Below are 13,417 nucleotides of genomic sequence, written 5' to 3' on the forward strand. Positions count from 1 at the left end.
CATCTCGACCCACCCTCGGCGGGCCTCACCACCGCGGGAACCGCAACTGACGTGCCCCGCCCCGAATACCCCCGCCCGCAATTCGTGCGCCAGGACTGGCTGAACCTCAACGGCGACTGGGGCTTTGAACTGGACCGCGGGGACTCCGGATGGGAACGCGGACTCGTGAACAACGAACTTGAGACCTCGATCGTGGTCCCCTTCGCCCCGGAGTCGCAGTTGTCCGGTATCGAGGACACCGACTTCATGGAGGCAGTCTGGTATCGCCGTGAGGTCACCATCCCCGCAGACTGGTCGCGCCACGGCGACGACCACCACGTCCTGCTGCACTTCGGCGCGGTGGACCACGACACCACCGTGTGGGCCAACGGAACCGAGGTGGCACGCCACCGCGGAGGTTTCACCCCCTTCACCGCGGACCTGCACGGGGTGGCGAAGGCCGGCGACAGCATCGTCATCGTGGTCCGCGCCCGCGACCACCGCTGGGGACCGCAGGCCAGGGGCAAGCAGGCCACCTGGTACCAGAACTCTCACTGCAACTACACCCGCACCACGGGCATCTGGCAGACCGTGTGGGTGGAACCCGTCGCGGCCACACACATGCGCCGCCCCCGGATCACGCCGAACCTCGCCTCGAACTCCTTCGAGGTCACGGTCCCGGTCAACGCCAACCGACCCGGCTCGAAGCTGCGGGTGACGGTCACCGACGAGTCCGGGCCCGTAGCCACGGACTCGGTCCGCGCCGACCTGGACCTGGCACCGAGCCTCACAGTCCGCCTCCCCGAGAACCGGGTTCGCACGTGGTCACCGCAGGATCCGTTCCTCTATGGCATGGACGTCGAACTACTGGATGCCGACGATTCAGCTCTGGACAGCATCCATTCCTACGCGGGTCTGCGCTCGGTGGCCTTGGAGGGGCGTGCCATCCGGCTCAACGGTGAGCCCGTATTCCAGCGGCTGGTGCTGGACCAAGGCTATTGGCCGGAATCGCTCATGACGGCCCCGACAGACGCCGCATTGGTCCACGACATCGAGTTGGGGATGCGTGCGGGATTCAATGGAGCCCGCCTGCACCAGAAGGTCTTCGAGGAGCGCTATCTCTTCCACGCAGACCGCCTGGGTTACCTCGTCTGGGGCGAGTTCGGCGATTGGGGTGTCAACGGTGAGGGCAATCCGGGCAACTACCAACACCCCACGCGGTCCTTCGTGTCCGAGTGGTTGGAAGCCGTGCAGCGGGACTACTCGCATCCGTCCATCATCGGGTGGTGCCCACTGAACGAGACCTTCCAGGACCTGCACGATCGCATCACCTCGTTGGACGACGTCACCACAGCGATGTTCCTTGCGACCAAACTGGCAGACCCGACCCGACCGGTCATCGACGCGTCCGGCTACTCGCACCGCGTGAGGGAGACCGACGTCTACGATTCCCACCTCTACGAGCAGGACCCCGAGCAGTTCCGGCGCCTGGTGGGTGGGCTGGCCCACGAGGACCCCTGGATCAACCGATCCGAACGCGCGCCGTGGTCCTACCCGTACCAGGGTCAGCCCTACTTCGTCTCGGAGTACGGCGGCATTTGGTGGAATCCTGAGACCGCTGCTCAGGCGCGCGCCGCGGCGGCCGAGACCAACGGTGAGAACACCATCGACGGCTCGTGGGGTTACGGCGACCGCGTGGTGGACGAGGACGAATTCCACGCCCGCTTTGCCGGACTCACCGACGCCCTGCTGCAGGACCCGGAGATGTTCGGCTACTGCTACACGCAGCTGACGGACGTGTTCCAGGAGGAGAACGGGATCTACCGCTTCGATCGCTCGGAGAAGTTGGACGTGGACCGCATCCGCGAGGTGCAGGTCAAGCCTGCTGCCTTCGAATCACGTCCTTCGACCGGGAGGCCTTGAGTCCGTCTCCCCCTGGCGGCGAGGCCCCTTCCGCCTGAGTTTCCCGACCACGCAACACACGGCTGACATGATCGGTGCAATGATCAGCATCCGTCCGAATCGGTTGGGTGAACAAATCGCAGAGACTCATGCCGCGCTCCCCTCGTTGTTTCTCTTGTGCCCGACGCCGCGTTCCGGCTCCCGTCGGGTCTTCGCCTGGCCGTCGACGCCGAGGTCCAGGCCGAAGGCCTGGTCCAGCCGCGGCCCCTGCAGGGCCTCGGCCACCGAACCTGGAACAGGACGTGGCGCAGGAGCAGGACCGCTTCGTCGGCCAGGTCGTGTAGGGCATGCAGATCGTGAGTGGAGACCAGGAGGGTGGCCCCGCCGGCCGCCAATTCCCTCAGCAGACCTACGGTCGTGGCCTCACTGCGCTTGTCCACACCGGCGAACCGTTCGTCAAGCAGCATGATGCGCGCGCCCTGGGCGATCCCCTGGCCACGAAGGCGCGCTGCTTCTGGCCTCCGGAGAGCTGCCCGATACGCCGATCGGCGTATTCCGTGAGTTCCACCCGCTCCAGGGACCAGAATGGAGGCGGACGGAACGCATCCGGACTCGTCCCGCTCGCCCCGAAGGAGATCTCGTGCCAGACGTCGCCGGCTGGTTACTGCTCGGCGCCACTCTGTCCTCGATGGTGCTGGTGGCTGCCGCCTTGCTGCGAGCTCAGCACGTCGGGCTGGACCTGCGCGTCTGGACCGCGGTGGGGAGGGCCGTCCTGCAGCTGTGCATGGTCGCGCTCCTGCTGCGAGCCGTACTGCAGTGGTGGTGGGCGCTGGTCCTGTTCGTGGCCTTGATGCTGACCACGGCGTCCCTCACCGGGGCGGGGCGGGCCAAGCGGCTTCCGCGCGGCCGGGTGGCCGCACTTCTCGGCATCCTGGCGGGTCCCGCAGTTTCGGTGTCCATCATCCTGGCCACCGGCATCGTGGACCGGACCTCGGAGCAGGTGATCGCCATCTGCGGCATCCTCATCGGCAATGCCATGACGGCCTCGACCCTCAGCCTTCGCCAATTCGGGAACCTACTGGACACCAGGCGCCCCGAGGTGGAGGCGTGGCTGGCGCTCGGGGCCACGCCGCCCCAATCCGTGGCGGAGCTGCGCGTCAAAGCGATTCACGAGGCCTTGGTGCCCAACCTGGACCAGACCCGTTCCACGGGACTCGTCACGCTGCCCGGCGCCTTCGTGGGAGCCCTCTTCGGCGGGGCCTCCCCCGTAGGGGCCGCGATCTTCCAGGTCATCGTGCTGGTGGGCATCCTGCTGACCCAAGTGGTCACGTCATCGGTGGCGACCTGGTGGGCGGCACGTTCGCCGCTGCTGCCCGTGCCGGAGGAAACGACCAAGGGCTGAACGTTGCATCGAGGCTCGTCACAGTTGGGGACCGCCGCCGCGTACATGCCAGACTCGGTCCCGGACACGGGGTGCGCTCGGCCGACATCGGATCGGCAACGCGCTGAGATCAAACCCGTGGAACCTGATCTAGTTCGTACTAGCGAAGGGATGTCCCAGTGACTCCTCATGCCCCCATGCCCACTCTCGCGCCCGTTGGCGTGCCCGAAACAAGGCCACGGGCGGGATCCGGCTCGGCTGCCGCTTCGTTGTCCGACGGTGTGGCTGCCAGTGCCGCGGACCGCGACGGCACCGCCGCGCGTGGTTCACTGCCCCGCGTTCTCTCCATCGCAGGCACCGACCCCACCGGTGGCGCCGGAATCCAGGCCGATCTGAAATCCATCACTGCCGCTGGCGGTTATGGGATGTCGGTGGTGACCGCACTCGTTGCCCAGAACACCCACGGGGTGCGCTCGATCCACACGCCGGACCCCGAGTTCCTCACCGAACAGCTGAACTCGGTTTCGGACGATGTGACCATCGATGCCGTCAAGACCGGGATGCTCGCCACCACGGAGATCATTGCTGCGGTGTCCGCTTGGGTGGAGGAGCAGCATCCTCGAGTCCTCGTGGTGGACCCGGTCATGGTCGCCAGTTCCGGTGATCGCCTCCTCGATACGGAAGCAGAGGAGGCCATGCGCACCTTCTGCGCTCGCGCCACCGTGATCACCCCCAATCTCCACGAGCTCGCAGTACTGACCCAGGAAGCCGTGGCCACGGATGCTGCGAGCGCAGTGGCGCAGGCCCAACGTTGGGCCGAGCGCACCGGCGTGAGCGTCATCGTGAAGACCGGCCATCTGGAGTCGGCGGCCACGAACAACCTCTGGGTGTCCCCGGACGGGACTATCATCGATGTGCCAAGCACGCGAGTGAACACCACCAATACCCATGGCACTGGCTGTTCGCTCTCCTCCGCCCTGGCCACGCTCCTCGGCTCGGGCAATACTCCGGAGTCGGCGCTGACCTGGGCGACCCGCTGGCTGCGTGAGGCCATAGGCCACGGATCCGCGCTGCGGGTCGGGTCCGGAAACGGTCCAGTGGACCATGGGCATCGCCTTCGGCGGTTGGGCGCGGCGGGCACCGTGAGCGCCCGGACGGCGGCGGATGTTGTGCCACCGATGCTCGACGATCCGGCAGAGCTAGCCGCAGGCGTGACCCCTGCGGCGTTCAGCATCGCGCCCGCCGGGCCATGGACGGCCGCACTGTGGCGTGCGGGGAGCAACATCACGCGGCAGGTCCATGACGGTGACTTCGTGGCGCAGCTGGTCTCCGGCACGCTGCCGCAGGAGTCCTTCTCCTTCTATTTGGCGCAGGACGCCCTGTACCTTGCCACGTATTCGCGGGCGTTGGCGCTCGTGGCCGCCACCGCGCAGGATCCTGCGGAGGGCGCGTTCTGGGCCTCCGGTTCCGCTGAGGCCCATCTGACCGAGGCCGAGCTGCATCGGTCGTGGCTCGGCGGCACCGGCGCTCCTGGTGCCGAGCCGAACGCCGTGGGCGCGCCGTCCGCGTCCGAGGTCACCAGCGCCTACGTGGACTTCCTCCTGGCCAGGGCGGCCACCGACGGCCATGTGGTTGGCGCCGCCGCGGTGCTTCCCTGCTATTGGCTCTACGCGGAGGTCGGTGCGGCGATCCCAACGGTTTCTGAGGATCACCCGTACGCCGCCTGGCTGGGCACCTATGCGGACCCCGCGTTCATGGAGTCCACCCGCACCGCGGTGGAGCACGTGGAGCGCCTCCTGGACTCCGCGAGCCCGTCGGAACGCGCGGCGGCCGCCCGCGCCTATTTGACAGCATGCTGGCACGAGGCTGAGTTCTTCGACCAAGCACTGCGGGTGGATTCCACACTCGACACCGCTGAACCGGAGGCCGCCCGATGAGCACCCCAAACACCATGCCCCGTTCCGGCCGCGCGGCCCTCCGCGCCGGTGTGGTGGGCAACTGGATCGACAACATCCACGTCTTCCTTCCGCTGACCGCCCTTTCTCCCGCGTTGGCGGTGGTGGCCGGCCCCGGTGTCGCGGCGAGCGCAGGTGCGGTCATCGTCATCGCCATGATGCTTGGACGTCCGCTGGGTGGGGTGATCTTCGGCCGGATCGCGGACAGGCTCGGCCGAACCGCAACCACCAGGATCGCCATCGCGGGCACCGCACTGTGTGCCCTGCTCATCGCGGCCATGCCCACGCATGAACTGCTGGGCGGAGGCACCATCGCCTGCATCCTTGTACTGCGTTTCCTCGGCGGCATCTTCGTGGCCGGGGAGTACTCGGCCGCGATCCCCCTGGCCATGGAATGGTCCAAGCCGCGCAAGCGCGGACTCATGAGCGGACTCATCCTCTCCATGGCCGCATGGGCTCAGGCCGCCATCGCCTTCTGCACCGCCGCGATGATCCTCTGGCTGGGACCCGACACCTACGCACTGTGGGGTTGGCGGGCCATGTTCGTCTTCGGCGCCCTGCTCTCCCTCGGCATGCTGGTCTACTACAGCCGCAACGTCACGGACGCGCCGAACTTCCATCGGGCCCACGCCGAGGCTGACCAAGAAGCCCGCGCCGAGGTCGCCCCGGACTCCGTCTCGACCACGAACGCACGTGCCCGGAGCACGGCAGGGACCACGACTCACCCGCGCAAGGTCAGCCTCCGGGACCTGCTCGCCGGACGCTGGGCCAAGCCGTTCTGGACGGCCTTCATCCTCATGACCGGCCTCTGGCTGCTGACCAACTCCACGGTCATCATCCTCACATCGAGACTCGCCTCCGACGCGGGCCTTCCCCCAACGGGCGTCGGCATCGCCATGGGGTGCGCCTCGGTGGCTCAGGCCGTGTTCATGGCCGTGGCCGGGCACCTCTCCTCCTTCACGGGGCGCCGCAAGCTCTTTGTCCTCTGGGGAGCGTCGGCCTCCGTGTTGGGCCCGGTACTCTGGTGGACCGCCATCAACTCGACCTCGCTGTGGACGGCGGCACTGCTGGCCGCGGTGCTGCAGGTGGCCACGGTCGCGGCCTACGGGCCGGTGGCCTCGTACCTCTCGGAACTCTTCCCTGCCCGGCTGCGCTCAACCGGCTACGGCTCCGCCTACAGCCTCTCCCTCATCCTGCCGGCCCTCTATCCCTTCTACCTTCCATGGCTGGAAAGTTGGATGGGACCCAGGGCCGCCGTGATGGGCTTCGTGGCCTTGGGAGGGATCCTCGTGATCGTCGGCGCGCTGTGCGGGCCTCGACTCTCCCCTGCGGACCAGGACGCGGACATCGACACCGTGGCCCACCGGGTCGTGGAATCGCGCACCTCAACCGGTGCGCCCAGCACGGCCGAGACCGACGAGGCAGCACTGCCCGACGCGGGGTCCCAGGCTTCCCTGCAACCCGTCGCCTCGGCCGGGACCGGCGCCGAAGGCGCCGGGAATGCGGACGGCGGGCACGCGTCGTCGGGCATTGGAAGCGTTGAGGAGACACGATGAATTCTGGCGATCCTGACCTGAACCGAGCCGCGCCGATCATCGCGGCAGTTCGGCAGCGCGCGCCGATGGTGCACTGCGTGAGTGCGACGGTGTCGATGAGCATCGTGGCGGACGGGTTGTTGGCCGCCGGTGTACGCCCCATGATGACGGAGACCGCCCAGGAAGCGCCCGTGGTCACCAGCGTCGCGGACGCGTTGAGCGTGAACTTCGGGACGCTCAGCACCGACGCGATGGACGGGATCCCGCAGACGGTCAAGGCCGCACGCAAGGCCGGACATCCGTGGGTGCTGGACCCGACCGCCATCGGAGTGGCGCCGATCCGGACCGCCATGGCGCGAGACCTGGTGGCGTCCGCACCCTCCGTGGTGCGCGGGAATGCCTCGGAGATCCTGGCCCTTCTGGGTGCGGGCGGTGGGCGCGGCGCGGACACATCCGACTCCCCCGATACGGCCCGGAGGGCGGCGGAGGAGATCGCCGCGCGAACTCACGGCACGGTGGCCGTGTCCGGCGCCGTGGACCTGCTGGTTGACGGATCCTCCCCCGGGCATGTGGTGCGCATTCAGCGCGGCGACCCCATGCTCACCCGGGTCACCGGAACCGGCTGCCTGCTCGGGGCTCTGACGGCCGCATGTGCCGTGGTGTCCCACCCGTTCGACGCCGCCGTGGCGGCAACGATCTGGCTGAACGTGGCGGGCGAACGCGCCGCAGCCCGAGCCACAGGGCCCGGGAGTTTCCGGGTGGAACTACTGGACGCACTGGACCACGTGGGCTCGGAGGCCCAGACTTTGGCGGAACGGGGGCAGGACTCATGAGTGATCTCGTCGAGGCAGAGGTGGATTACCGCTGCTACCTGGTGACGTCCGGCAGTGACCGGCACACGGTGTCCGCGGCTGCTGCGGCGGCCGCTGCGGGCGCCGGCGTGGTGCAGGTGCGCGCCAAGGATCTCTCGGCTGCGGCCTTGTTGGACCTGGTGACCGAGGTGGCCGCTGCGGTCGCCGCCGTGGCCCCGTCCACGCGGGTGCTGGTGGATGACCGTGCGGATGTGGCCTTCGCGGCTCGGCGCGCCGGGGCTGCCGTGCACGGTGCACATCTGGGGCAGACGGATCTGCCGGTTGCGGCGGCTCGGGAGATGTTGGGGTCTGACGCGATCATCGGGTTGACCACGGGGACGCGGGAACTGGTCCAGCGGGCCAACGAGGTTGCCGACGTGATCGACTACATCGGCTGCGGTCCGTTCCGCCCCACCCCCACCAAGGCCTCCGCACGGGTGGCCCTGGGCCTGGAGGGTTACCCGGACCTGGTGGGGCTGTCGCAGGTTCCGCTGGTCGCGATCGGGGACGTGCAACCGGCCGACGTGCCTGCGTTGGCCGCGACCGGAGTGGCTGGTGTCGCCTTGGTGCGAGCCATCATGGAGGCTCCCGCCCCGGGCGCGGTGGTGACTCAGGTGTTGGCCGGTTTCTCCGACTGACCGCTCCGGGAGCTGCTGCATGGAGATTCTTGCGCCGGCTCTGCTCCTGCGTGCACTGGCTCTGTTCCTGCACTGGGCATACGAATGGCCCCGACCGGCATCGGTCGGGGCCATTCGCTGTCATCACTCGCACCCTTTGAGGTGTCTTCGACAGTACAGAGCGCACCTGGCCAGAAACTGTGCCCTGGTTGCCAGATCCCGGAACACTCGGTGAACGCTGCCTGAACGTCAGGACCGTTTCGTGGCCTTGGCCGCCTCCTTGGCCACGATCTTTGCCTTGTCCCGTGCCGCGCGGGCCTTGGCTTCTCGTTTCTCCAGGTCCTTCAGCGTGCGCTGGGTCCGCTTGCGCAGCGCGATGAGCCTGGCCAGTTCCTCCTCAGCGAGCTGCCACTCGTCCTGTGCATCGCGTTCCAGCTGCGGCGGCAGCGGTTCCCCATCGCCATGGCGCTTGCCGAGCCCGTCCACGATGAGGGACAGCGCGGCCCGCAGCGTTGCGTTCATATTGTCCGATGTCGATGGGTCAACGCCGACAGGACCCGCCGCGTGCGTGGTCCCGGTGCTCGCCGGGCCGGCAGGGTCCGCCAACCAAACGTCCTGAACCAGGGCTTCGACATCCATCAGGTGCGCATCAACCAGGCCTGATCCGAGCGCACTCTCAGGGGTGCCCGCCTGCATCCGGACATGCGAGGAGCCCCCGAACCATTCGGTTCGGGGGCTCCTCGTTGTCATCACTCGCACCCTTTGAGGTGTCTTCGACATTACAGAGCGGACCTTGTCAGAACCTGTGCTCAAGGTGCCAATCGGCAAAAGGAAAAGTGAACGCAACCTGGATCCCGGACCGGACGTGGTTCTCGCCTCGTCCACCTGACAGACCACGTCGAATCCCGCTACGCTGGTCCACATGCATTTGTTCTTCCTCTGAGACGGGATCGCGACCCGCAGCGCCTGACACATTCGTCGGCGCAGGGTCAAGCGCACTCATCCCCCGGTGATTCCGGGCGGATCCCGTCCAGCACGCCTCAATCCCGCGGCTTTTTCGCGCCCGGATGCGCGTGCCAACACGTTGAAGAAGAACCAAACATGCATACCTCCTTTCCCCTGTCCAAGCGCGCCCACGTCCAGACCGACCAGGCCCAACTGGCGCTCTCCGACGTGGATGTTCTCCTCGGCGGAAGCCGCATCCTCCACGGCGTTGACCTGACGGTCGTCCCCACCTCGCGCATCGGAATCGTCGGTGAGAACGGCCGCGGCAAGTCGACGCTGCTGAAGGTCCTTGCCGGGTCCCTCCCACCCTCCTCCGGAACCGTCCGCGCGCATGGTTCCATGGCCGTCGTGGATCAGGAACTGCCGACCTCCGCAGACACGGTGGCCGACGTCGTGGATCAAGCCATTGCGCCCGAACGGTCCGCCTTGGCACGCTTCGAGGCCGCCACCGCGGCCCTCGCCGAAGGCGAGACGACAACGCACCACGGGCACGCGCCGTCGGGCATTTCGGCCGAGGACGAGTACGCGGCCGCTCTGGAGGAGGCCACAGCGCTGGACGCCTGGGACGCGCAACGCCGTGTGCAGGTGGCACTCGAATCGCTCAGCGCGATCACCGACCGCGAGCGCACGCTGGCGACCATGTCCGTGGGGCAGCGTCACCGTGTGCGGCTGGCGTGTCTGCTCGGCGCGAGCCACAACTTCCTGCTGCTGGACGAGCCGACCAATCACCTCGACGCAGCCGGCCTGGATTTCCTGACATCGCAGCTGCGGGCGCGTCGGGGCGGCGTGGTGGTGGTCAGTCACGATCGCGCGCTGCTGCAGGACATCGTCGAGACGTTCGTGGATCTGGATCCCACGCCAGATGCTCGGCCGCGGATCCACGGCGGCGGCTACGCGGAGTATCGAGCGGCTCGCACCGCTGACCTGGCCCGGTGGGAGCAGGAGTATCGCACCCAGCAGGCCGAACACACCCGGCTGCAACAGGACCTTGCTGCCGCGCAGAATCGTCTCGTCTCCGGATGGCGGCCAGAGAAGGGTTCGCCGAAACACGGCAGGGCCACGCGGGCGGACGGTACGGTGCGCAGCGTGCATCGCCGGCAGGCCGCACTCGAGGCCCACGCCATCACGACTCCCGAGCCTCCACAAGTGCTGCACTTCCCCGATCTGCCCGGCCGCTCCGGGACGGTGCTCGAGGTCGCCGACGTTTCCGCGCCGGGGCGCCTGAGCAAGCCAGTGTCCTTCGCGCTGGCTTCCGGCGAGCGCCTGCTCGTGACCGGCCCCAACGGGGCAGGCAAGTCCACGCTGCTCGGCCTCGCAGCCGGGGACGTCGCCCCGGCCTCCGGCCGTGTCCACATGCCCGACGGCGTTCGGCTGGGTTGGCTGCGTCAGGAGAGTTCACTGCCGCGTGGGAGGCGGGCGGCCCAGGTGTACTCGGAGTACGTGGAGTCGCTGGTCTCTCGTGGCGTTTTGGCCGCCGGCGACGCAGTCGGGTTGTCCCAGTTGGGGCTGCTGCGTTCCCGCGAGGCCGGGCTCCCGGTGGAGCATCTGTCCGTGGGGCAGCGGCGACGGCTGGATCTGGCCATGACGTTGGCCGGGCGTCCGCACGTGGTGCTGCTGGACGAACCGACGAACCACCTGTCCATGGCGCTGGTGGATGAACTCACCGAGGCGCTGCAGGCCACTGCGGCAGCGGTAGTGGTCTCCTCCCACGATCGGCAGTTCCTGCGGGACGCCGCCGCCTGGCCCCGGTTGGGTTTGGGAGTTGTGAGCGAGGGCTGAGTCCTCTGGCCGCGCTGGTGGACGTGCCTACCGGTCGGGACCAGGCTTTCGTGGGATTCGCTCCGAGTCGGCGCGAATCCCATGGAAGCGGGGTCCCCGGCCACGAGTCAAAGGCCAGAGAGACGTGACCCGGACATACGAGAGGCCCCAGATCGGCGAACCGGTCTGGGGCCTTCCGTTGTCATCACTCGCACCCTTTGAGGTGTCTACGACACTACGCAGCCTCCCTGTCCGCGGGCTGTGGTGAAGTTGCCAGTCGACTGTCAGTCTTCCGCCCCGAAGTCAGCCGTATCGGCGTAGCCTGTTCGGCACCTACCGCCACCAACCCGTTGGAGATCCGATGGCCAGCGAATCCAACAAGATGACGTGCGACTTCACCGACAAGCCAACGACGCAGTCGTATTTCGGCTCCATCGCGGACTTCACGCAGAGCCTCGGACCGGTGAACACCGAGCACAAGGCGCAAGTGAGCTACTCCGTGAAACGGAAGTTCCTCTGGATGTGGGCTTACGAGAAAACCGCCGATGGCACCCTGTACCTCAACGTGACGCTCGACAAGGAAATCAACGATCCCCACGTCCACAATGTCACCCAGGTCAGCACCAACCGTTGGAACCACCACGTCGAGGTGAAGTCCCAGGAGACCGCTGCAAGCGCCTGGCTCCACGACCTGATTCGCGAGGGATACGACTTCGCCCAGAAGTGAACCGGCGCACGCTGCGCACCCCGTCACCATACGAAAGGTGCCGAGTCCCGTGGCGCCGTCGACCGTCGGCAAGTCATTGACGGCAAGCACCGCCCACGGCGCGTCCTCAGCACACTTCGACGTGATGGATACTCAAGTCGGTACGTCCGGGGAGGATGTCCTCATGCAGCGCTCTCGTGCCCCGATACTCGCCGTCGCCCAGTCGGCGGAAGCGTCGCGGTTCCTCGGCGGCAAGACTGCGCAGGCGGGTACGCAGTCGGTCGAGTTCGGACTCGATGCCGCACTCGTCGAGACCGTCTGTGTCGTAGACGACATGCAAGTCCAGAGCCTCGATGCCGGTGAACCAGAGGATCCCGTGCGTGAGCGGAAAGAGCAGGGACTCCAGATCACCGCTGATCCCCCGCAGCCCCAGGGAGCGCTCGTCCTCTCCCACAGTGACGATGATGAGCGCCTTGCGCCCAGCGAACGCGCCGTCACCGTATCGTCTGGGCACTCCGAGGACAGGGTCAAGGTCACCGTGAGCGAACCCGCCGGTCAGGACCCGGTCGAACCAGCCTTTCAGCATCGCGGGCATGCCGTACCACCACAGGGGAACTGGATGACGAGCAACTCCGCGCGTGCGAGCTTGTCCTGCTCAACCCGCACATCCGCGGGGAGGGCGCCCTGTTCGTACGCTGCGGTGGACAGGTCAACGATATTGCCTGGCCAATCACCCTCGGGCCGAGCCAGGTCGGCCTCGCCTAGGGCAGGATCGAAGCCCTGCGCATAGAGGTCCGAGACCTGCACCTCCCTCGTCTGGGACAGCGCCTCCGTCCCGGCGCGCAGTAGACGGTCATTGAAGGATCCACGACGCGGGTGGGCGTAGAGCCAGAGCACAGTGCCCGGGATCGGTTCATGGAAGATCGTCAACGTGGGGTTCCTTTCGTCATTTCAGCGGAAACCACCATGGCGGTGGCGCTGCGGGCGAGGCCTGCAGACGCGTCGACGTCGATCTGATGATCGATGCGCCCTCTCAAGATTGCTTCACCGTGTCGTCAACAGCGCGCACCGTGGGGATGAACGCCGCGATGACGATGCTGATCACAGCGGCGCCCAAGGCGATCGCAAGCGTGAGGAGGAAGCCATTCTCGCTCGGCCCTGCCACGCCTCCAGTTGTGGTGACAGACTGGGCAAGGATCGCGCCTGTCACCGCGGCAGCGATCGTGGTCCCCAACGAACGCATCAGAGCGTTGAGTCCGTTCGCCGCCCCTGTCTCATGCACGGGCACAGCCTGCATGATCAGTGCCGGCATGGCCGCATATCCGAGGCCGACCCCGATGCCCAACACGATACTGACCATCAGGATCTGCCACACTGCCGCATGCCAGAACAGGGCAAGGCCATAGGCCAACGCGAGGATCACGCCGCCGAGGATGAGCAGCGCCTTGGCTCCCCACCTCTGTTGGATCCGGCCGGCCACAGGAGCAACAATCATCATCGCCAGCCCGGAAGGAGCAATGACAAGTGCGGCCGCCGTGAGCGTCAGGCCCAGGCCCGTCCCGGTCACCTGCGGCAGCGTCAGAAGCTGGGGTAGCACCACGTTGGAAGCGAAGAGCGCGAAACCCATGACGACCGAAGCGAGGTTGGTCAGTAGCACTGGCCGCCGTGCACTGACACGTAGATCGACGAGCGGTTCATTGATCCTCAGCTCGATCTCTCCCCAGATCA

General features: G+C 67.3%; 10 protein-coding genes, 2 pseudogenes and 1 riboswitch. Of the genes and pseudogenes, 8 read left to right on the forward strand and 4 right to left on the reverse strand.

Going from position 1 to position 13,417, the window contains the following annotated elements; all coding sequences use genetic code 11:
* Window positions 1-51 precede the first annotated feature (51 nt).
* Entirely contained in the window at window positions 52-1,902 is a 1,851-nt protein-coding gene (locus Q0A15_RS06350) for a glycoside hydrolase family 2 protein (RefSeq protein WP_291278695.1), read from the forward strand.
* Window positions 1,903-2,028: 126 nt separating this feature from the next.
* On the opposite strand, the pseudogene Q0A15_RS06355 reads toward Q0A15_RS06350, so the two are convergent.
* Window positions 2,029-2,461 (reverse strand): annotated as a pseudogene (locus Q0A15_RS06355) (ATP-binding cassette domain-containing protein); the annotation flags it as partial.
* A gap of 60 nt (window positions 2,462-2,521) precedes the next feature.
* Between Q0A15_RS06355 and Q0A15_RS06360 the strand changes: the two are divergent.
* The 5 genes from Q0A15_RS06360 to Q0A15_RS06380 all read left to right on the forward strand — a co-directional run bounded on the left by Q0A15_RS06360 (window position 2,522) and on the right by Q0A15_RS06380 (window position 8,241).
* Window positions 2,522-3,283, forward strand: a complete 762-nt coding sequence (locus tag Q0A15_RS06360; RefSeq protein WP_291278684.1) for an ABC transporter permease — start codon at window positions 2,522-2,524, stop codon at window positions 3,281-3,283.
* A gap of 57 nt (window positions 3,284-3,340) precedes the next feature.
* Window positions 3,341-3,451: riboswitch (TPP riboswitch) on the forward strand.
* Between the two features lie 8 nt (window positions 3,452-3,459).
* Complete coding sequence (locus tag Q0A15_RS06365) at window positions 3,460-5,199, forward strand: bifunctional hydroxymethylpyrimidine kinase/phosphomethylpyrimidine kinase (RefSeq protein WP_291278685.1); 1,740 nt, start codon at window positions 3,460-3,462, stop codon at window positions 5,197-5,199.
* Window positions 5,196-6,773, forward strand: a complete 1,578-nt coding sequence (locus Q0A15_RS06370) for an MFS transporter (protein ID WP_291278686.1) — start codon at window positions 5,196-5,198, stop codon at window positions 6,771-6,773. The genes Q0A15_RS06365 and Q0A15_RS06370 overlap by 4 nt, the downstream gene beginning before the upstream one ends.
* Entirely contained in the window at window positions 6,770-7,585 is an 816-nt protein-coding gene (thiM, locus tag Q0A15_RS06375; RefSeq protein ID WP_291278687.1) for a hydroxyethylthiazole kinase, read from the forward strand. The genes Q0A15_RS06370 and thiM overlap by 4 nt, the downstream gene beginning before the upstream one ends.
* Window positions 7,582-8,241, forward strand: coding sequence for a thiamine phosphate synthase (locus tag Q0A15_RS06380; RefSeq protein ID WP_291278688.1), 660 nt, complete (start codon window positions 7,582-7,584; stop codon window positions 8,239-8,241). The genes thiM and Q0A15_RS06380 overlap by 4 nt, the downstream gene beginning before the upstream one ends.
* A gap of 228 nt (window positions 8,242-8,469) precedes the next feature.
* Here Q0A15_RS06380 and Q0A15_RS06385 read toward each other — a convergent pair whose 3' ends face one another.
* Window positions 8,470-8,970 (reverse strand): hypothetical protein, encoded by a 501-nt coding sequence (locus tag Q0A15_RS06385; RefSeq protein ID WP_291278689.1) that lies wholly within the window; start codon window positions 8,968-8,970, stop codon window positions 8,470-8,472.
* Between the two features lie 351 nt (window positions 8,971-9,321).
* On the opposite strand from Q0A15_RS06385, the gene Q0A15_RS06390 reads away from it, so the two are divergent.
* Both Q0A15_RS06390 and Q0A15_RS06395 read left to right on the forward strand, forming a co-directional pair.
* Window positions 9,322-11,004, forward strand: a complete 1,683-nt coding sequence (locus Q0A15_RS06390) for an ABC-F family ATP-binding cassette domain-containing protein (protein WP_291278690.1) — start codon at window positions 9,322-9,324, stop codon at window positions 11,002-11,004.
* A 340-nt stretch (window positions 11,005-11,344) separates the two neighbouring features.
* Complete coding sequence (locus tag Q0A15_RS06395; RefSeq protein WP_291278691.1) at window positions 11,345-11,710, forward strand: DUF5655 domain-containing protein; 366 nt, start codon at window positions 11,345-11,347, stop codon at window positions 11,708-11,710.
* A gap of 106 nt (window positions 11,711-11,816) precedes the next feature.
* Here the strand turns inward: Q0A15_RS06395 and Q0A15_RS15015 are convergent.
* Both Q0A15_RS15015 and Q0A15_RS06410 read right to left on the reverse strand, forming a co-directional pair.
* Window positions 11,817-12,586, reverse strand: a pseudogene (locus Q0A15_RS15015) (NAD(P)H-dependent oxidoreductase).
* 136 nt (window positions 12,587-12,722) lie between these two features.
* On the reverse strand, window positions 12,723-13,417 hold a 695-nt coding region (locus Q0A15_RS06410; RefSeq protein ID WP_291278694.1), incomplete at its 5' end, for an MFS transporter.

Source organism: Galactobacter sp., assembly GCF_022712295.1.
Lineage (GTDB): Bacteria > Actinomycetota > Actinomycetes > Actinomycetales > Micrococcaceae > Galactobacter.

Excerpts from the sequence above, each read along its gene's own strand:
- Q0A15_RS06395 (WP_291278691.1), top strand. The coding sequence starts at position 11,345 with ATGGCCAGCGAATCCAACAAGATGACGTGCGACTTCACCGACAAGCCA.
- thiM (WP_291278687.1), top strand. The coding sequence starts at position 6,770 with ATGAATTCTGGCGATCCTGACCTGAACCGAGCCGCGCCGATCATCGCG.
- Q0A15_RS06380 (WP_291278688.1), top strand. The coding sequence starts at position 7,582 with ATGAGTGATCTCGTCGAGGCAGAGGTGGATTACCGCTGCTACCTGGTG.
- Q0A15_RS06385 (WP_291278689.1), bottom strand. The coding sequence starts at position 8,970 with ATGACAACGAGGAGCCCCCGAACCGAATGGTTCGGGGGCTCCTCGCAT.
- Q0A15_RS06390 (WP_291278690.1), top strand. The coding sequence starts at position 9,322 with ATGCATACCTCCTTTCCCCTGTCCAAGCGCGCCCACGTCCAGACCGAC.
- Q0A15_RS06365 (WP_291278685.1), top strand. The coding sequence starts at position 3,460 with ATGCCCACTCTCGCGCCCGTTGGCGTGCCCGAAACAAGGCCACGGGCG.
- Q0A15_RS06370 (WP_291278686.1), top strand. The coding sequence starts at position 5,196 with ATGAGCACCCCAAACACCATGCCCCGTTCCGGCCGCGCGGCCCTCCGC.